Origin of the sequence: Chryseobacterium sp. NFX27, assembly GCF_049887855.1 — a bacterium.
Lineage (GTDB): Bacteria > Bacteroidota > Bacteroidia > Flavobacteriales > Weeksellaceae > Chryseobacterium.
The window spans coordinates 47,697-66,850 of sequence record NZ_JAGEKK010000021.1; the positions used below are offsets into that span (position 1 = coordinate 47,697).

A 19,154-nucleotide genomic window follows, 5' to 3' on the forward strand; every position below is an offset into this window, starting at 1 on the left:
ATGCAATAACCATGTAAAAAAATAAATTATGTCGGAAAAGATATTATGGATAGATGATGAAATAGATTTACTCAAACCCCATATCGTATTTTTAGAAAAAAAAGGTTACCAGGTAACCCCTGTTAACAACGTGAATGAAGCTCTGGAACTTATGGATTCGGAGAAATTCGCATTAACACTTATTGATGAAAATATGCCCGGCATTTCGGGATTGGAAGCCATTCCCATGATCAAGGAAAAAGATAATTCCTTAAAGATTGTGATGGTGACAAAAAGTGAGGAGGAACATATTATGGAAGAAGCGATTGGATCTCAGATTGCTGATTACATTCTAAAGCCGGTAAACCCTAACCAGATTTTATTATCGTTAAAAAAGAATCTTCAGGAGGATAATCTTGTAGAGCAGAAAACAATTCTTCAGTACCAGCAGGAATTCAGAAGCCTGTCTATGGAACTTTCTTATATCAGAACCTATCAGGAATGGGCAGAATATTATAAGAAAATCCTGAGCTGGGAGATTAAATTTGATAAGGTAGCGGATAATGAATTTTCGGATCTTCTGCAATCACAGAAAGAGGAAGCGAATATCCAGTTTGCCAAATTCATTGAAAAAAATTACGAAAACTGGCTTACAGATTCTGACAAGCCCTTAATGAGCCATACGCTTTTCAAGGAAAAAGTAAAGCCTGAGGTAGAGAAAGAAAAAGTTCTTCTTCTTATGGTGGATAATCTCCGCTTTGACCAGTGGAAAGTTATTGAGCCGTTATTCACAAAATACTACAATAAAATTTCGGAAGATTACTATTACAGTATCCTTCCTACTGCTACACAGTATGCAAGAAATTCTTTCTTTGCAGGACTGATGCCGTCTGAAATTGAGAAGCGATTTCCTGATAAATGGTTCAATGATAATGAAGAGGGAAATAAAAATGAGTTTGAACGCGATTTCCTTGAAGATCAAATGAAAAGAATTGGTTTGGGATCCAAATCTATGAAGTATCTCAAAGTACTGAATGCAGATTTTGAACGTAAGATTTATGATGATTTCAACCAGCATAAAAGCAATGATCTTCTGGTCATTGTTTACAACTTTATTGATATCCTTTCTCATGCCAAAACAGATAATCATATTGTAGATCAGCTGATCCGTGATGATAAAACGTTCAGATCTCTTACCTTTAACTGGTTTGAAAATTCATCATTACTGAAAATCATTAAAGCAGCAGCAGAAAGCGGTTATAAACTTGTAATTACCACAGATCACGGAACGGTATATGTTAAAAAGCCCAGCAAAGTAGTAGGTGACCGGGAAACATCAACGAATATCCGTTATAAAACAGGAAAGAGCTTAACCTATGACGACAGTGATGTATGGGCTGTTACCAACCCTGAAAAACTGTTTCTGCCAAAAGGAAATTTAAGCTCAAAATATATTTTTGCAAAGAATAATATTTTCCTGGCTTATCCAAAAAATTACAATCACTTTGTGAATTACTATAAAGAGACTTACCAACATGGAGGAATTTCACTGGAAGAGTGTATTATTCCTATCAGTATTTTAGAACCCAAGTAGTTTTTTTCATAGTTTATTTAAATTTTGGGTTTAAGGCGGCAAAAATCGAATGATTTTTGCCGCTTCTTTTTTTGTTCCTCTCTTTTAATAATCTTCAAGAGTTCTTATCTTAGCCAAAAACAATGTTTATTATTTTCTGATCTATACACTTCCTTGGGAAATGTGAGCGTTTCATTCCGGCACACAATGGTTTCTCGAAAAGCATTCCGGTTTCAAAACTTTCACTGCTTCCGGAAGGAAAGAACCGAAAACGGGAGAAATTATTTTTGCCAATGCAGGTTCAAAGAATGAAATTGGAAAGATCATCAAAAGAGATCCTTTTTAAATTCATCAGGTTACAGATTATGATATCATTGAATTTATTCCATCAAAATATAAGGAACACTTTAAATTTTATAAAAACTCATGAGGTTAATCACATATAATGTTAACGGAATCAGGGCTGCCTTTACAAAAGACTTTTTGGGCTGGCTGAAGACTGCTGACCCGGATATTGCCTGTATCCAGGAAAGTAAGGCAGGAAACGACCAGATAGATATTGAAAGCCTCGAAAAAATAGGCTATCACAGTTATTGGCATTCTGCAGTAAGAAAAGGCTACAGCGGCGTCGGAATTGCCTCAAAAATCAAGCCCAATCATATTGAATACGGATGCGGTATCGAAAGCTATGATAATGAAGGCAGGATCATCCGTGCAGATTTTGACGGATACTCTGTAATTTCAGTCTACGTTCCTTCTGCGAGTAATATTGAAAGGCTGGATTTCAAAATGCAGTTCTGCCATGATTTCCTGGCTTATATAAAGGAGTTAAGAAAAACGATTCCTAACCTTATTATTTCGGGTGATTTCAATATATGCCATCAGGCTATTGATATTCATGATCCGGTCCGTTTAAAGAATGTTTCCGGCTTCCTGCCAATGGAAAGGGAATGGATGACCAGTTTTATTGAAGAATGTGAACTGATTGACAGTTTCCGGTTTTTTAATAATGAACCTGACAATTATACATGGTGGAGCTACAGGCAGAACTCGAGGGCCAAGAACAAAGGGTGGAGACTGGATTATAATTTCGCAACCTATACTTTGAAAGATAAGCTCTCACGGGCGGTAATTCTGAAAGAGGCTGTCCATTCCGATCATTGCCCGGCTTTATTGGAATTAAATATTTAGCATAACAAAAAGCCAGCTGTACTAGCTGGCTTTTATAAATTTAAATCATAAATTTAGTCGACAATTTCATATTCAACCGGAATGGTACCACGACTGATATCCCCGATTTCATCGAACGCAGCTTTAGAAATATCTAATGCTCTTGATGCATGGAAAGGCCCTCTATCATTGATCTTCACTATCACCTGCTTTCCATTGTTCAGATTGGTAACTTTAATATTAGTTCCAAACGGAAGCGTTCTGTTTGCAGCGGTAAACTTTGAATTACTAAAGATCTCTCCGCTTGCTGTTTTTCTACCATTAAACTTATCGTGGTAGTACGATGCATAACTTGTTTTCTTCGCATCTAATGTGTTACCTGTAAAAGAATAAACACCTAGGGTTGAAATCATCATTATGATTACGAGAATGAATCTTTTCATCATCTTGAATTTTATTGGTTTTGACGGAGCAAAAGTATAAGGAATGTTGTAAAGTCCCTACTCCATATGTTAAAAACCGTTAACATAATCTTAATTACATGTTAACAAGACCTGTAAGTGCCTATTGACAGGGGTTTTAAGTACCACTGTTAAAAAACGTTAAAAAAACAAGTTAAAAGTTAACATAATTAACTTATTACCAAAAAAAACTAAAACACAAATTAAATAAGTAGTTAATAATCAATTATTTACATATTTGTGAAAAAATTTAAATAATGACCACAGCTATTTATCAAAACCAAAAATCTTATGATATTAAATGAATAGAACTGTTTATTAGAAGTCAATAGGAGCATAAATGTATATCACTCTATACTTATTTTAACAATGGTTTTAACAGTAGAATGAAAACTAACTTCGAATTCCAATAATTTAAAATAGTACTAGATCCTTGCATTCTTATTATTATATCCAAATGAAGTACCAAATGAGTTTTGAATACTAAAGATTTCCCGTTATACTTATTCACCCTTATAAACAAAAAAACCAATGATTGCTCATTGGTTTAAGTATATAATAAGTTATTATTTTACTTTAAATATTCTATTACATAGTCATATGTTCCAGAAGGGTAAACCACTGACATACTTGGCGAACCTGTAATTGCATTTCCTGCAGTAGTTGCAATGGTATAAGAATACAAGCTTCTGTCATAAACAGTGTTTGTACCTGCTCTATAAATGGTGATACCATATAAAGCAGTCATCCCTGACGGAGATGGGATATTTACAGCTGTTGAAGAACCCGTTGCAGTAAATGTTCCTTTAATAGCATATACCTGAGAGTTATTTACTAATGTATTTGTAGCTGTTTCAGCAGTGGTTACATCGAATTTAGCATTCCCTCCTCCAATTGGTAACCATCTACCTCCGGTAACATCAGTACTTTTATTAGGGTTATCAAAGTAATAGAAACCACGGCTTACTGGTGTAGAAACAACACCATCATTTGTAAGCGTGTTACCAACACCAATATTAAAAACTATCATGCCATCATAAGCAGAAGGGAAATTAATACCATCTAAACTAGCTACCTTAAATGTAAAAGCTGTTAGATCTGTTGTAGGAAACAATAGACCTTTACCGTCATTTACTGCAGCATTGTTATTTGTTGAAGCATCTAAGAAGATGTTTTCATTAGGGAAAGTGTTTGCAATCGCACCGTTAGATAAAGCCTGTGCACTTGCCAATGTACCTAGTGATACAAACAGTGCTAATATGATTTTTTTCATCTGTCTAAAATTTAATGATTGTTATTATCTACCTGAAAGAATACCCCAGTTATTTACACCAGCATTACTCACTACAATAAAGCAGAAAGATCCACCTGAAGTTATCGTTGATGGTATATTATTCATTCCTCTAGTGATACCTGGAACCGCTGCCGGATCCCAACCCACGTTACCTGGGCCATTCGCAGATACACATCTTACTGAGTGTAATGGCAGTGACGTGGCTGCAGGCAATAATAACTGGCTAGTTGATCCCATAGCAGTAGTAACGACAGAATAATCATCCGCTGCCCATGTAATAGGAGCATTTACAGAGTGAAGTCTACCTTTCTGAATCTGGAAGTTTGGAGGTGTTGAACCACCACCACCTACAGCAACCCAAACAGAATTTGGAGCATCATAGTAATAGAAGCCAGTTCCAATTACATTTATTGTCTTACCAGCTGCAGTACCATCTAAAGTGGTGACAAAGGTAAGGGCTCCATTTTGAGCAGCTACATAAGCCGCATCTTTAGCTGCTAATTCAGCTCTTGACATACGAGGGACTAGTAAGGCATCAGGTCTGGCATTATCAGTAGTATTGGCTACTACATCTAATGTTGCGGCTGGTGTGGTTGTGTTAATACCTACACGCCCCGTTGTCTGAGCCTTGGAAACGGCCGAAAGGCCAACGAGCATTGTCGCTGTTAATAAAAATTTTTTCATAAGTTTTTAAAGATTTTAAATTACATTATTTCCATCAATTTTTGCAAATCGTAAATGCATCCCAACTTGTGCTAACCATTAAGATTAACTATATTTTCAGCTTTATTGGAGAGGCAACTCATTGAAGCATTTGATTTTAAAACATTGCTTATTGCGCAAATTTAAGATATAATTTTCAAATTTATTCATTTTATATAAAAAAAATAAAAAGGTTTAATTAAGTAAAACCACAACTATTTGAAAATCAAACACATCATCAAATCAATATTTATTTTAATCGTGTTAAATTTTATTAATATTTTCAATTATGTGCGAAAACCATACAATTATTATAATTACAATAGAAACAGTTTGTTAGACCAATTCTCCATACAGGTCAAATTCTTCTGCGGAAGTAATTTTCACTTCAGCAAATTCCCCTATAGAAATGTAAGTTTCATCAGCTGAAACTAAAACTGTATTATCTACATCAGGTGAATCAAATTCTGTTCTGCCGATAAAATAATTACCTTCCTTTCTGTCAAATATACATCTGAATGTTTTTCCAATCTTTTCCTGGTTTTTCTCCCAAGAAATCTGCGATTGAAGTTCCATAATCTCTTCCACTCTTGCTTCTTTTATTTCCTGTGGAATATTATCCTCCAATACATAAGCTCCTGTATTTTCTTCATGGGAGTAGGTAAAACACCCCAGCCTGTCAAATTTCTGCTCTCTTACCCAATCTTTCAGCTCCTGAAATCTTTCTTCAGTTTCTCCCGGATAACCTACAATCAAGGTAGTTCTAACAGCCATATCCGGAACTTTTTCTCTGAATTTAGCCAGTAAAGCATTGGTTTTTTCATGGGTAGTTCCGCGTTTCATTGATTTCAACAGATCAGAATTAATATGCTGAAGAGGAATATCAATATAATTGCAGACTTTAGGTTCTTCACGGATGATATCAAGAACATCTTCTGGAAAACCACTCGGAAAAGCATAGTGAAGACGGATCCATTCGATCCCTTCAACTTTTACCAGTTCTTTTAAAAGTTCTCCAAGCGCCCGTTTTTTATAAAGGTCAAGACCATAATAAGTAAGATCCTGAGCGATAAGAATAATCTCTTTTGTTCCTTTTTTTGCCAGCTTTTGAGCCTCTAAAACCAGTTTTTCGATAGGTGTAGATATGTGCCCGCCTCTCATTAAAGGAATTGCACAGAAGGAACATGGCCGGTCACAGCCTTCTGAAATCTTAAGATATGCATAATGCTTGGGAGTTGTTGTCAGTCTCTCTCCTACCAGTTCGTGTTTGTAATCTGCACCAAGGTGCTTTAGAAGAATAGGCAGGTCTCTTGTTCCAAAATACTGGTCTACATCCGGAATTTCTTTAATAAGATCCGGCTTGTATCTTTCGGAAAGACAGCCTGTAACAAAAATTTTTTCGACCTCGCCTCTGTTTTTTGCGTCTACATAATCAAGAATTGTATTGATCGATTCTTCTTTAGCATTATCAATAAATCCGCATGTATTGATCACTACAATATCCCCGCGGTCTTCGTGAACCACTTCTTTTCCATTGGCTTTCAGCTGGCTCATTAATACTTCAGAGTCATATACATTCTTGGAGCATCCTAGCGTAACCACATTGATTTTCTTCTTCCCTACAGATTTTGTGCGCATCGTTTTGATTTTGAGTGTGCAAAGATACAAAATAATAAAAGAGTTAGACTTAAAAAATAAAAACCACTTCAGCAAAGTGGTTTTTCAATATATTATTTAAAAGTTTTGTTCGGAAAACTTAGGGAGTATCCTATCTTTTTCAGAAAGGATGATTGCTCCGTTTGGAAGCTTCCAATCAATATTCAAATCCGGATCATTCCATATAACACTACCTTCAGAATCTTTATTGTAAAAGTTATCACATTTATACGAAAAGACAGCTGTTTCGCTTAAAACTGAAAAACCATGTCCGAAACCACGGGGTACATAAAGCTGAAGCTTATTTTCTGGTGTCAGTTCAACTCCGAACCATTTTCCGAATGTTGGCGAATCTTTTCTCAGATCAACAGCTACATCAAAAACCTTTCCTTCCAGGCATGATACCAGTTTTGCCTGAGCATGTTCTCCTTTCTGAAGATGAACTCCACGAAGCACACCATATGAAGATTTCGAAATATTATCCTGAACAAAATGACCGTTCATTCCCGTTAGTTCTTCAAATTTTTTTTCATTAAATTTTTCAAAGAAGTATCCTCTATCATCTTCAAAAATTGTGGGCTCGATGATATAGCAATCTTTTAAGGGTGTTTCTTTTATTTTCATTTTATGTTTCTATAAATTATATTCTTTTTTTAGTTTCCATTTTAGTCCCAAATATATTCCTCCAAACGGAATAAATATAATTAAAATTACAACCCAAATTGGAAATTGTAAATAAATTAAAAATATATTGATTAATAGCTGACAAACAGCATAAACTGAACTTATTATTAAGTGTGAAACTTTTTTCTCGTTGGCCCAAAGCTGGTATAAGTGCCGTCTGTGTGCTTCAAAAATATTCTCTTTCAATAATATCCTTTCAATAATTGTAAGGACTACTTCCATTCCGTAAATTGAAAGTAATAGAATGTATTTATACTCTCCAGTTCTCATAATGAGGAGAGTAATAAGGCCAATTACCCAAAAGCCAATTCCCATACTTCCAACATCACCTGCAAAACATTTCGCTTTTTTCCTAAAGTTAAAAAATAAAAAGACTAAACATGCTAAAATTGGATATATGATAAAATTTTCATCTGTAAACTGGATAATATCTTTATTAATATATGCTAATGATCCTAACGTTATAAGACTGTAGATGCCTGTCATTCCATTAATTCCATCCATGAAGTTATAAGCATTCAAAGTTCCTATTATCATGATAAATAAAATAGGCCAAGCCCCAAAAGGCATTAGGCTAAAAGCTGCTGTAAAATACAAAAGCAGAATTACTGAAATTAAATGAACCAAAAGCCTGATTTTATTTGATAAAGTTTTAATATCATCAATAAAACTAATAGTGCAAATAGCCAAAAGTCCCAATCCAAAGGACCAGTAATCCTGTATGGCTTCATTAAGGTTAAACAAACAAAAGATAATAAATGCTACAGGAAAAATAATTCCTCCTCCTCTTAAGGTAACCTGAGTATGTGCACTTCTGTGGTTGGGTTTATCTATAATATTATATTTATTGGCTATTTTGAAATATATCAAAATTGAAATAAACAGTATAACAGCGACGAAAATGTATTCCATGGTTTTAAACGAAACTTTTTATTGTGTTTTCAAGGCCTTCATGCGCTGAAGCAGGAAGGGTTGTAATTTTTAATGCCTTTTTAATTTTTTCATTTGAAACGATAAGACTTCCGGTCATCTTTTTCAATCTTTTTGTATTGATGGGAAGAGGTAAGATATCTCCTACTCTTCCAATTCCTTGTATGAATATCTTAGGAATAGATAGATTGGGTGTCTTTTTATTCGTAATCTTCTTTATAATATTAATAATTTCTTTGGTTGAAACCGGCTCGTCATCACAAATATGATAAATCCCTGTTTCCATCTCATTCTCATTTTTAATAATTTCCGATATAAAAAAACAGAAATTATCAACGGACAGAAAAGATCTGCTATTGTCGAAAGATGCCAACGGATATGGAAGTCCCTTAGAAATTATTTTATAGAGTAATCCTAAGTTTCCTTTATCCCCAGGCCCATGAATCATGGGAGGTCTCAGAATAATCACTTTTTTATTTTCGGGAAGGATCTGTTGTAGAAGCCATTCTTCTGCCTGTCTTTTAGTTTTGCCATATAAAGAAAACGGATTACAGATAGATTCTTCTTTCAAAGGTTCTTCAGATTCAAATTCTTCAACGGCAGCAATTGAGCTTACGTGAATAAGAAGCCTGGCATCCGATTTAGTAAAAGTATCAAATATTTCTTTTACCAATTCCACATTGGCAAAAGAATAATCTTCTTCAGATACAGTTCCTTCATGATCATGTGCTTTGCCCACAAGGTTAATCATAATATCTGCTAAGCCTACAGCTTCCTTCCAGTAAATATTCCTTAATGATACTGTCTGAATTTCAGCATTCATCAATCTCAATTTCATTAGATTTCTCCCTACAAAACCGGAACCTCCTAAAACGGCTATATTCATAATTACTGTTTTAAAACCTGTTCCCAGTGTTTAATAGATGAAAGACCGAATACTTCATTAATCCATCCCCTTAAAGACATGCTTTCTCTAACTTCAGAATTCATTTCTTTAAAATCAGACCGGAAAAAGCTTTCGTTAAATTTTATTTCTTCTCTTTCTATGATATAGATATTCTGCGAATCATAAAAAGGATACTTTTTTATTTTAGGATTGGTAGTAATTAATTTTCTACCGGCACCTAACGTTTCAAAGGTTCTCATTGTAAGGCCATCCTGTCCCGGATGGTTGATATCAAGAATCACTTTAGTATTCTTATAGACATCAACTATTTTGTGATGAGAAAGACTATTGAACGAAATTTTATTGTAATCAAAGTTTTTAAAATTCTTATCTGTTACTCTTCTATATTTAAAAAGAAGCTTGCTGGGAGAATAATAAAATGTAAACATCTTTAACTGATGAGCATTACACCAAGCTTTGGCTTTTTCACTGATTGAATAACGATCGGAGTGTGCGGTTCCAATAAAAGCCAGATCATATTGAAAGTTTTTATTACTTCCGTTAAGGCCTCCGTAATCCTGAGCAAAAAACAATGGCCTGAAACTCATCTGATACCTAACAGCGTCTTGACTGTCAAAAGTGAATTTATCATCAAAATGACTTAAAATCTCCAGCCCATTCGAATTATTCTTGAATGAGTCATAGGTATAGAAAATAAATTTGATGCCCGGATTATTGGCTTTTAAAAAATCAAGAAAAAACTTTGGTGTAGCTTCTCCTTTTATCAAAAGGAAATAATCATACTTTTTATGTTTTATTTTTTCAATTATTTCGTTAAAATACTGATTGATTTTAACAGAATACATTTCTTTTTTTATACGGATAATCGCTTTGCTTAAAAATGAATTGGAAGGCCGTTCATCAAATAAAGTAACCGTGGCATCCATTTTTTCAAGCTCATTCTTGATAAGAACTTCATAATTAAAAAATTTAACCGAAATTAAAAGTATGTTTTTTTCTTTTAAATTCATTATCTATAATTATTAGTTTGTGAAATTTCCACATTTTTAGAATCAACAATAATACTTTTATTTGGATAATAAATATAGTTATCTTTAAAAAGTATACCTTCTGATTTATCAACTTGCAACGCTACTACGTTTGGCGTATTCCTATAATCTAAAAATTTATTATTTGTAATAATTGATCTAGAATTAGGAATCACCTTAATTACGGCATTTATATTATTAAGACCAGCACAATCTATAAAATCATTGTTTGATATACTCCAGTCATAAGCACCACTCCTAATTATTATAGCTTCCTGATTTATTCCTTTAACAATATTACCAATTATCTTAATATTATTACTGTTCTCACCAACAATGAAATTTTTTGTATAGGAGTTTTTATTATAATAGGTATAGCGGCCAAGAAAATTTGAGTTACTAATAATAATTTCATCACAATTATTTAAATAAAAGAAGCTATTAATACTTTTTGTATCTGTTGCATGTACAAAAAAAGAATTTGTAATTTGAATCTGTTGAACTCTTTTAATTTTATTACCTTCAATTCTTATCTGGTAAGCTTCCCGACCATTATTATATAGTTCGCCGATATATGCATTTGTAATAGATGTATTTTGATGCCCTGTTTTTTCATCTAACGGTTTTAATAGAAGTAAACACTCATTTGCACTATTTAGCCAAATATTGGAGAGTCTGTTTCCACCTGCAACAATTTTAAGACAGATATCTCCTCCAGTAATTTCAGTATTAGTAATAGTGCTATCTGAAAATAACTCTACTCCAACTTTATTTTTTGAAAAAAAAGAATTATTAATTCTGAGCAAACCTTGCCGCGACTTTAGACCAATGCTTGAAAAATTGTAGAATCCAACATTATCAATAATCAATCCTCCACCAAAAGTTCCATCAATACCAATTCCACCTATATTATTGCCGTCGAATCGTAAATTTGAAATTTTCACCCAATCACAGCCGTCCACAAATTTCAATATAGGCTCATTTCCTATTGATTTTAGTACTGTCCCTACATCATTGTGCCAATGATTGAAACCAACACCTTCGATACTTAAACCTTTAAAATTATAAGGAACAACTAAAGTTTTCACTAAGTAAACTCCTTGTTCAAAACGTATTGGCTTACCACTATTTAACGCATTCTGAATAGCTTTGGTATCATCAGTAATACCATCCCCCTTCGCATTAAATTCTTTCACCGACAAAATTTGTCCGGATAATCCTATTGAATTTAAAAATAAAATAAGAATTAAGGCAACTGTTTTCAAAATAATCTATTTATATAAACCTTTAGCTTTCATCTCATCAATCGACTTTTGGTATTTGTCTTCCTGCACTTCCTGAGTATTTACCCATTCTGTGAATCTCTTTAGACCTTGCTCAAAACTCACTTTCGGCTCAAACCCTAATAAAGAGTTAATTTTCGTTAAATCAGCGTAATTGTGACGAATATCTCCTAACCGATAATTTCCTGAAACCGTTACCGAAACATCAACACCGTAGTTTCTGATTAAACCATTGGCCACTTCCAAAACATTAGTTGCGACACCAGTTCCTACATTGAAAACATGGTTGTCAGCTTCCTCTTTCTCCAAACCTAAAATGGTAGCATCTACCACATCATCAATGAAAACAAAATCTCTGGTTTCTTTTCCGTCTTCGAAAATGTTGATTGCGTTTCCGTTCTTAATTTGTGTCGAAAAAATAGAAAGAATTCCTGTATATGGGTTTTTCAGGGATTGGCCGGGTCCATAAACATTTTGGTAGCGGAATGCAACACCAGCGATACCAATTGTAGGACAAACTGTAAGAACCATCTGTTCTTGATTTTGTTTTGTAATACCATAAACAGATGACGGATGAATTTTTGACGTTTCGTCGGTTCCGACCAAAGTAAGAGCAGAAGAACCAGGGTATTTCACTTCAAAATCCCCTTTGTCCATATAATCTGCAGTACGCTGTGTTGGATAAACTGCACCTAGCTCTTGACTGATGTACTTACCTTCTCCATAAATAGAACGGGAAGAAGCCACCACTACTTTTTTAATATTGTGTTTTATATTGACCAATAAATCTAAAAGAATAGCAGTTCCACCAATATTGACATCAATATATTTTTTTACTTCGTACATGGATTGTCCCGTACCTGTTTCGGCAGCATAATGAACGATAGCATCCTGACCTTCTAAGGCTTTTTTCCAATCTTTCTCACTGGTTACTGAGCCTAAAATAAATTTAACCTTGTCTTTAATGCTAAGATACAACGGGGAAGTTTCCGCAGGGTTTTCACCATGAATTTGTGGAGAAAGGTTGTCTAAAACCGTAATATTATAGCCTTTATCAATCAGCTTTAATGCTAAATTAGAGCCTATAAAACCTGCTCCACCTGTAATTAATATATTTTTCATAATTTGTATTTATTATCATTATATTTTTTCCCAACGCTGGGTTTCAAAATTATATTTTTTTATGGGTTTCGCTGGAGTTCCCACTGCAATAACATTTGCAGGTAAACTTTTTGAAACCACCGAGTTGGCACCTACAATTGTACCCTTCCCTATAATTACACCGGGTAAGACAGAAACAAATTCCCCTAACCAAACATTATCTTCAATGATAACTGGCCTTGAAAATAATTTTCTATCATGTGGAATTGAATCTGGAGAAGAATCATTTTCATTTCCCGCATAGCTTCCATGTGAACAGTCGGACACATAAATTTTACTTGCAAATAAGACATTATTCCCTATTTCCACTTTTTCCATTGCCGTTATATGAACATAATCGTTCATCTGAAAATTCTCACCAAAGAATAAAGTGGGTTGCTTATTTTCCGGATATGCCTCTATCCTGCATCCTACACCTGTTGTAAAACCTTTTGAAACTTTAATGAACTTTTTACCACGAATATCTATTGGAAAACGAATGATACGAGCATCTGAAAAGGTAAATTTAGTTCTAATCAGATTCAAAGTCATTTTGCATAATCCCCAAATTCCATATTGTGTCAGCTTACCTCCCATCATACAATTCTTTATAAAATTCCAGATATTTCAAATAAGTTTTGTCCCAGTCAAATTTAGGGAATTGTAAAATTCCTTTTTGAATTAATTCTCTTCTAAATAATTCGTCCTCTAATTTCAAAATTCCTTCAGCCATCAAATTTTCATTGATTTCATTATACAATATGGCTGCATCTCCAGCGACTTCCGGTATTGAAGAGTTTTTACTTGCAATAACCGGGCAATGTGTTTTCATAGCCTCCACTAAAGGAATGCCAAATCCTTCGTATAATGATGGGTATAGAAGCACAAACGCTTTATTATATAAAAAATTCAGATCCTCATTATTTAGTCTTGAAACCTGAATATATTCTGAGCCCAATAAAGATTCAACGCACAATTTTTCATCATCATTAAATGGCTCTCCTATAATTACTAGTTTATACTTATCCTTAACTTTCGCAGCTGCTTTAACTGCGATAGGGAAATTTTTATACTCTGTTCTATGACCTATATAGAGTAAATATTTGTAATTTTCAAGAGCTTCAAATTTTGGACTTTTCTGTGAAATTTCAAAATTCTCATTTATTTTGAAAAAGTCATTACTTACACCGTTGTAAATAACTCTAATTTTTTTAGGATCTAAATTCGGAACAAAATGCAAAAGGTCTTTTTTGGTATTTTCCGAAATACAAATAATACCATCTGAGTTCAAAACGGCATGTTTTTTTTGTTGTAAATTCACCCAACGGGCTAAACCAGTCCTAAATTTTTCAGTTGTAAAATCGTGTATCGTTGTTACATTGATAGCATATTTTGATTTTGAAATCCTAAAATAACTGGAATGAAATATACTCTTTTCCTGTATTGGTCTTGTGAAGTTCAAATATCTCCTAATCTTTAAACTTAGAAACGTCTCTTTTTCTACATTGTGAAGTGAAAGCTCTCTTCTAAAAATATTATAATTGGGTTCTTTTTGTTCATAAAATACAACATCCAATCTTTTGTCCGCACTGAATCTTTTTATAAGTTCCGTCCAGTAAACCGAGCCTCCTCCAGAGTTTTGAAGTGAATATATGATATTATCGAATACGATTTTCATTTCATTTGAATTAATTTTATTATACCTGGTATTATAAGCAAAAATAATGAAACGAAAAAAAATTGATAGAAAAACGTACCTGATTCTCCCCTACTTAAATCAAGAATCATGGTAAAAAAGATAAAATTTAAAACTTGATTCTTTCTATTCGCAACCTTATTAATTAAAAAGCCTAAAAATAAATAAAAGAAAAATGGACCTACATATCCAAAGTTTACAAATGCTTCCGTTACAGGAGTGTATGCAAATCCCATTGTATATCTACTTCCAAAATTTCTTTTGATAAATTGATCAGCTAGAGAATATGGTTTTTCTGGATACATATTTCTAGGAATGAAAAAAATTATGGGATACAAATAGGATTCACCGTATTTTAAATCTAATTGATTATTTTGATAATTTTCAAGATCAAAACTTAATGTATAAAATGGATAAACAAATTCATTACTTTGTAAAGTATTACTGATATTCTCTTCATTTGAAGCATTCGTTAATCCAGAGGATAAATTACTTCGAATTGTACCTAGGTACTGAAAAACTGATATTGCTATTAAGAGACCAACTAACAAAGAAAATGTAAATTTCGTTTTACGAATATTGACAATTACCCAAAAAACACCTAAAAGCATTGGCATAAAATCTCTTCTATTTCCCGCACTAACTTGTAACAAAATATAATATATCAAAATTGCTATAACAAAATATCGAGTTTTTTTGGGAATTTTCTTAAAATAGTAAATAAAATATAAAAATATCCCCGAGATGAGCAATCCAATCACAATGCTACCCATTCCTCTTTCTTCGAATAAAGTTGAACGATCCTTCTCCATTACCGATGGATTAAAAAGAGCACCTATAGAATAGAAAAAATACGTAACATAACCAATTAGAATAAGTAGTACAATTATAAGAAAAAGATTATATCCATTATTATTTTTATATTCTTTAATATTAGTCTCGTACAATTTATCATATTGTTCTTTCTTATTAAAAGACCAACCTATTATATAGGCTGGAACTGCTGAAGCATAAACTATAGTGGATATATAAACGTTATCTGATATTTCACCATTTAGTATTTTCTCTATCATAGCCTGAAAAATTCCATATAAAAAGAGAAATATAAGAAATATTAATGCATTTCCATTTGCTAATAAATAATCAACTCTATTTTTAATGACAAAAAAACCCAAAAACAAACTATAAAAAAATGCTAGAATTAATAATGTATCATTTTTATATACAACTAAAAACAAATAGCATATTATTAATACAAAGTACTGAAATATCCCAAAGGATGAAAGTAGCTTTTTGAATAGTCTCATTTATTTAGTTTTAGTTTAGCAAATTCTTTACCTAGTTGCAATGCATTTTTTTCTACATTATAGTAGCTTGCTTTTTTTCTATCCAGTAGATAGTAGATAAAAGAAGCAATACGGCTAAGCCAAATTCTTTTTTTTAACTTAAATTTAAAATTATGTTTTACACAAAGATATGCAGTCCCACATCGATATTTAAATACACGATTTAAAGAATTTTCATCACCTTTAGATAAAATTACCTGAGGATGAAAAAATTGAATTCTAGGCGAAAACATTATATTCAAGGAAGTACCTTCTGTGAGAATTCTGTACAACCAATCATACCCTTCTTCAGCTCCAAAGAAACACCCAGCTCCCATGTTTTCATCAAAATTCCATTTTTTCAATATATCTATCTTACTTATTACAGTAGCTTCAACAAAACCTCCTAACATATTTTGTTGATTAAGAAAAGTTGATTCTTTTTTGAAATTTAAAACACTATCTACTCCTTTCTCATCAATACATTTTCCAAATACCATATCAAGATTATTATTTTCAATTTCTACAAAAGCATTTTGGTATGTATCGTGTAAAATTTTGCTATCATCATCTGGAAAACTTATAAATTGTCCCGAGGCTAACTTAACTCCTTGATTTTTTGCTCTAGATAATCCTTTTAAAGAAACTATTTCATGAATAATTGGTAGCTTTCCATTATATTTATTTACTATATTATCTAAAAAACACTTATCATTTTGATCAATAATGATTATCTCATATCGAAAATCCAGCTTAGCTTTTTCTATTGATTCCAATAGATTATCTAATTCTTTTGTGCGACCCACTGTGGGTATTACTATTGATAATTTTATATTTTCTTGATCATCCATTTTATATTTTTAACATTTATTAATATATTAATATTGTTTATAAAACTTATAGAAATACAACTTAAAGCTTTGATAATTTTTTTATTTTTAAATGCTTGTTTAAGCAAACTATAATAGCTGAAAATATAATACTGAGCCGTATATCTATCTACTTCTTCCCTCTCTTGTTTTGAGAGGCTATATTTGTTTACAAACAATACCCTAATTTGATTAATTTGTTTCAAGGAAGATATTATATGACTTCGAGATAATACTTCTAAAGATATATCAAATTTCGAAAGTCTCCAAAAATCATAATTATCACACTTCCCAAACTCTTTACAAATAAACTCCGTTGCAATTCTAATATGACTTTCTATTTGTGAATGATTGTTTGACATTGACATGCCCATTTGATTTATTCTATATAGATATAATGATTCGTCAAGAATTCTAACATTTAGCTCTTCATTACAAATTAAATCTGAAAATAGCTTATAGTCTTCAGCAGCTTTATAATTCTCATTATAATTATTATCTGTGAGCAGTTTTTTTCTAACTAGCGAGGGTGCATGAGGAATTGGGGAATTGAAAAATGTTACAAATTTTATTCCTAATCTAGTCTTCAATAGATCTAATCCATTCGTTTTAAGTGGGCTACCATACTCATCAATAAAGGTATAATTAGAAGAAACAATGTCGGCATTATACTTATCCTTCTCTTCTACTAACTTTTGAATACGCTGAATATCAGATATATCATCCGAATCCATAAATAATACATATTCATATTGTGAATAATTAATAAGCAAATTTCTTGTAGCGGTTACACCTAAGTTTTCTTCATTTCGAAATACCTTTATTCTCTCATCTTTTTCTGAATAGAGTTTTAAAATTTCTAATGTTTTATCACTTGAATAATCATCAATACATATAACCTCAAAATATGGATAAGTTTGATTGAGAATTGAATCTAATGCCGTATGGAGAAAACGCTCTACATTATAACATGGAATAACAACAGATATATAAGTATTATTATTTCTTCTCATTTTGATTTAGTTTTATTTTCAAAAATGGCTTGATATAGTAAATAATAATTGAATCCTTTATAATAAATACTTGAAATAATAAATAAAATACACCTGATGTAAACATACCTAATATTAACCGTTGTAATATATTAATATCTGGAAGAAAATAATATATGGGGATAAAAAAACTACTAGCCACAAAAGTTTTCAACAGAAAAGATAAATGTAAATTAAATTTTTGTCTCTTATAAGCATAATAGAACAATGATAGTGAAACTATTATTTCTGTAGTTAAAAATGCATATGTCGCCCCTAAATAACCTTTCGAAGGAATTAAAGAGAAATTGAGGATTAGACTTATAATAGTTCCTATAATAGTTGCTTTCAGAAAATCATTTTCTTTTTTTAGAGGCGTTAAAATGTTTAATGCAAATAAATTACTAAATGGAATTACAAAGATAAGAACAGAAAAAAACTTTAAAGAAAAAACAGCAGGTTCAAATGATTTCCCTCCTAAAACATATATAAATTCTTTGGCATATAAATTAACCAAAATTGCAGCAGGTAAACCCATAAAAATATTAAAAATAACAATTTTACTAATTAGGTCTTGGAAAGCTTTTCTATCCTCAGTTACCATAATTGCTGTTTTTGATAATACAACTGTTGTAAGTGATGACACCAAAATTACAACTATATTAAAAACCCGAAAAGCTAAGGAAAAATATCCCACACCTTGTTCAGTACTTAAAAAACCCAATAAAATAGTAGTCATAGTAACATAAATACTAATCATAAATTTAGTAGTAAAGAAAGTAAGTAATGGGGATAAATGCTTCTTAAGATTTTTTATTGAAGGCAGTCTAAACTCAATCGTTTTATTGATAAAAATAATATTTAAAATTGATGTCAGGACAAATGTTAAAACTGTAATAAAGTAATAAATAAGACCATCAGAAGCATTTTTTACAAAAAGAAAAACAGCTACTATACTGATAATTTTTACTATAAGTGTCCTAACCGCAATAAATTTAAAATTTTCTGTACCTTGAAAGAACCATTCTAATGAGAAAACGCCAACCAATACCTGAATACTCCCTATTAAATAATAAGTCTGATTAGCCTTAACAGTTGGATTAAAAAAAACAAAAAAAAAGTATACAATTAAAACGAAAACAGTCAAAATACTATTGATACTTATAAGTTCTGAGAAAGTTTCATTTAGATTTTGTTTTGAAACAAACTTCGCTTTTGAGATTTCTCGAACTCCATAAACAGAAATTCCTAACGCGGCAATTGTGATAAAATATTGAGCAAAATTATCGACAAGATTAAATATACCAACTGTTTTAGGGCCCAAAATTCTATTTGTATAGGGCATTACAATTAATGGAAACAATAATTGGCTTGTAAGAAGCAAAAAATTGAAAATATAGTTTTTAAAAACAGTCATTGAAAAAAT

General features: G+C 32.0%; 18 protein-coding genes. 2 read left to right on the forward strand and 16 right to left on the reverse strand.

All coding sequences use genetic code 11. The features are described 5' to 3' along the window. Positions 1–28 precede the first annotated feature (28 nt). Together J4Q03_RS18600 and J4Q03_RS18605 are read left to right on the forward strand one after the other, a co-directional pair. Positions 29–1,573, forward strand: coding sequence for a PglZ domain-containing protein (locus J4Q03_RS18600; protein WP_426049611.1), 1,545 nt, complete (start codon positions 29–31; stop codon positions 1,571–1,573). A gap of 405 nt (positions 1,574–1,978) precedes the next feature. Continuing rightward, positions 1,979–2,743, forward strand: coding sequence for an exodeoxyribonuclease III (locus tag J4Q03_RS18605; RefSeq protein WP_426049612.1), 765 nt, complete (start codon positions 1,979–1,981; stop codon positions 2,741–2,743). A 53-nt stretch (positions 2,744–2,796) separates the two neighbouring features. Here the strand turns inward: J4Q03_RS18605 and J4Q03_RS18610 are convergent, their stop codons facing one another. The 16 genes from J4Q03_RS18610 to J4Q03_RS18685 form a co-directional block, all read right to left on the reverse strand. Further along, complete coding sequence (locus J4Q03_RS18610) at positions 2,797–3,168, reverse strand: septal ring lytic transglycosylase RlpA family protein (RefSeq protein ID WP_426049613.1); 372 nt, start codon at positions 3,166–3,168, stop codon at positions 2,797–2,799. A 586-nt stretch (positions 3,169–3,754) separates the two neighbouring features. After that, complete coding sequence (locus J4Q03_RS18615) at positions 3,755–4,456, reverse strand: hypothetical protein (RefSeq protein ID WP_426049614.1); 702 nt, start codon at positions 4,454–4,456, stop codon at positions 3,755–3,757. Positions 4,457–4,480: 24 nt separating this feature from the next. Continuing rightward, entirely contained in the window at positions 4,481–5,134 is a 654-nt protein-coding gene (locus J4Q03_RS18620; protein ID WP_426049615.1) for a hypothetical protein, read from the reverse strand. Between the two features lie 381 nt (positions 5,135–5,515). After that, positions 5,516–6,817 (reverse strand): 30S ribosomal protein S12 methylthiotransferase RimO, encoded by a 1,302-nt coding sequence (gene rimO / locus J4Q03_RS18625; protein WP_426049616.1) that lies wholly within the window; start codon positions 6,815–6,817, stop codon positions 5,516–5,518. A 96-nt stretch (positions 6,818–6,913) separates the two neighbouring features. Next, a complete protein-coding gene (rfbC, locus tag J4Q03_RS18630) occupies positions 6,914–7,459 on the reverse strand; it encodes a dTDP-4-dehydrorhamnose 3,5-epimerase (RefSeq protein WP_426049617.1) in 546 nt (181 codons plus the stop codon). 9 nt (positions 7,460–7,468) lie between these two features. Then, positions 7,469–8,431 (reverse strand): MraY family glycosyltransferase, encoded by a 963-nt coding sequence (locus J4Q03_RS18635; RefSeq protein ID WP_426049618.1) that lies wholly within the window; start codon positions 8,429–8,431, stop codon positions 7,469–7,471. A 4-nt stretch (positions 8,432–8,435) separates the two neighbouring features. Next, positions 8,436–9,335 carry an NAD-dependent epimerase/dehydratase family protein gene (locus tag J4Q03_RS18640; protein ID WP_426049619.1) on the reverse strand — a complete coding sequence of 300 codons (900 nt, stop codon included), beginning with the start codon at positions 9,333–9,335 and terminating at the stop codon, positions 8,436–8,438. 2 nt (positions 9,336–9,337) lie between these two features. Further along, positions 9,338–10,366, reverse strand: coding sequence for a hypothetical protein (locus J4Q03_RS18645; RefSeq protein ID WP_426049620.1), 1,029 nt, complete (start codon positions 10,364–10,366; stop codon positions 9,338–9,340). Then, positions 10,366–11,649: a glycosyl hydrolase family 28-related protein gene (locus tag J4Q03_RS18650; RefSeq protein WP_426049621.1), complete on the reverse strand. Its 1,284-nt coding sequence runs from the start codon at positions 11,647–11,649 to the stop codon at positions 10,366–10,368. Before J4Q03_RS18650 ends, J4Q03_RS18645 begins: the two co-directional genes overlap by 1 nt. 6 nt (positions 11,650–11,655) lie before the next feature. Further along, positions 11,656–12,789, reverse strand: a complete 1,134-nt coding sequence (locus tag J4Q03_RS18655) for an NAD-dependent epimerase/dehydratase family protein (RefSeq protein ID WP_426049622.1) — start codon at positions 12,787–12,789, stop codon at positions 11,656–11,658. A gap of 18 nt (positions 12,790–12,807) precedes the next feature. Beyond that, complete coding sequence (locus J4Q03_RS18660; RefSeq protein ID WP_426049623.1) at positions 12,808–13,407, reverse strand: acetyltransferase; 600 nt, start codon at positions 13,405–13,407, stop codon at positions 12,808–12,810. After that, complete coding sequence (locus J4Q03_RS18665; protein ID WP_426049624.1) at positions 13,394–14,485, reverse strand: glycosyltransferase family 4 protein; 1,092 nt, start codon at positions 14,483–14,485, stop codon at positions 13,394–13,396. The genes J4Q03_RS18660 and J4Q03_RS18665 overlap by 14 nt, the downstream gene beginning before the upstream one ends. Beyond that, complete coding sequence (locus J4Q03_RS18670) at positions 14,482–15,810, reverse strand: O-antigen polymerase (protein WP_426049625.1); 1,329 nt, start codon at positions 15,808–15,810, stop codon at positions 14,482–14,484. The genes J4Q03_RS18665 and J4Q03_RS18670 overlap by 4 nt, the downstream gene beginning before the upstream one ends. Next, on the reverse strand, positions 15,807–16,679 hold the full coding sequence (locus J4Q03_RS18675; RefSeq protein ID WP_426049626.1) for a glycosyltransferase family 2 protein: 873 nt from the start codon (positions 16,677–16,679) through the stop codon (positions 15,807–15,809). Before J4Q03_RS18675 ends, J4Q03_RS18670 begins: the two co-directional genes overlap by 4 nt. Next, complete coding sequence (locus J4Q03_RS18680) at positions 16,658–17,710, reverse strand: glycosyltransferase family 2 protein (protein WP_426049627.1); 1,053 nt, start codon at positions 17,708–17,710, stop codon at positions 16,658–16,660. The genes J4Q03_RS18675 and J4Q03_RS18680 overlap by 22 nt, the downstream gene beginning before the upstream one ends. Continuing rightward, a complete protein-coding gene (locus J4Q03_RS18685; protein WP_426049628.1) occupies positions 17,697–19,145 on the reverse strand; it encodes a flippase in 1,449 nt (482 codons plus the stop codon). Before J4Q03_RS18685 ends, J4Q03_RS18680 begins: the two co-directional genes overlap by 14 nt. Positions 19,146–19,154: the final 9 nt, after the last annotated feature.